Source organism: Caulobacter sp. 17J65-9, from assembly GCF_010975005.1.
Lineage (GTDB): Bacteria > Pseudomonadota > Alphaproteobacteria > Caulobacterales > Caulobacteraceae > 17J80-11.
Genome location: NZ_JAAIVC010000318.1, coordinates 1 through 945 on the forward strand (window position 1 = coordinate 1; position 945 = coordinate 945).

The 945-nt window shown below is 76.4% G+C and carries 2 protein-coding genes; both read right to left on the bottom strand.

Translation table 11 applies throughout. From position 1 onward, the window contains the following. On the bottom strand, positions 1-512 hold a 512-nt coding region (locus G3573_RS21655), incomplete at its 3' end, for a hypothetical protein (protein ID WP_163263685.1). Next, the coding region (locus tag G3573_RS21660; protein WP_163263686.1) for a type II secretion system protein GspK at positions 454-945 on the bottom strand (492 nt) is incomplete at its 5' end. The genes G3573_RS21660 and G3573_RS21655, both read right to left, overlap by 59 nt.

Consider the following 945-nt stretch of genomic DNA (forward strand, 5'->3'; position numbering starts at 1 on the left):
GGCGCATCGAGCGTCTGCGCGAAGGCCGCCCACTGCTCGGCGGAGAAGGGCCGCCGCCGCCAGGCCGCGGCGCGCAGGGCGCCGGCGCGCCAGTACTGCGCCTCATAGCCGTCGGCGCAGCGGACCTGTCGCCAGCCCTCGGCCGGCGCCTGCAGCAGGGTCTCCGGCACAAGCCGCTCCGGGTCGTAGGCGATCCCGACCGCCTCCAGCAGGGCGGCCGTCCGGTCCCCGTCCCACCACCAGATCGCCACCCCTTCGCGCGCACGCAGCAACACGCTGTCGGCGGCGGTAAACGGCGCGAAGGCTTCCGCCCGCAGCCGCGCGGCGCGCAGGGCGCCCCGTCCCGACATGCCGGGCGGCGGCGCGTAGAATTCGAAACGACAGAGGCCGCGACTCAGCGCGATCAGGCGCGCCCGTCGGGGATCGGCCGACGCGCCCTCGACGTCGAGGAGCTCACCGCCCTCGCGCAGCCAGCAGGTCCGGGCTGTGCGGTAGCTCGTCCAGACCGCCATCGCGACCGCCCCCCTCCGTTCTCCTCTCCGACGCGCGTCCGGCGATCCGTCGCCGGTAGAACGGCCGGTCCGCGCCGTCCGGGGCGAGGACCAGTTGGGACTGGTAGATCGCGGCCTGGCCCGCGCGCGGGGCGTCGAGGCCGACGGTCAGCCTCAGCCGCCGGCCCGGAAGAACCCCCACCGCCGCGCCGTCGCTGACCGCCCGCACGCCGGCCAGCTTGGCGATTTCCTCAACCGACTGCAGAGGTGATTGTTCCCGGGCCGCCAGCACCTGGGCGGCGGCCCGCTCGTCCAGCCCGAACACGGCGCGCAGGACTTCGGGCGGCGCCGTGTTGAGGTTCAGCCGCCGCTCTGGCGGGGCCGCCGCCGCCATGGCGAACAGGCCGCGCTGCTGGGCGGCCGACAGGCCCGCGCGCCAGCCGCGGGCGGCCAG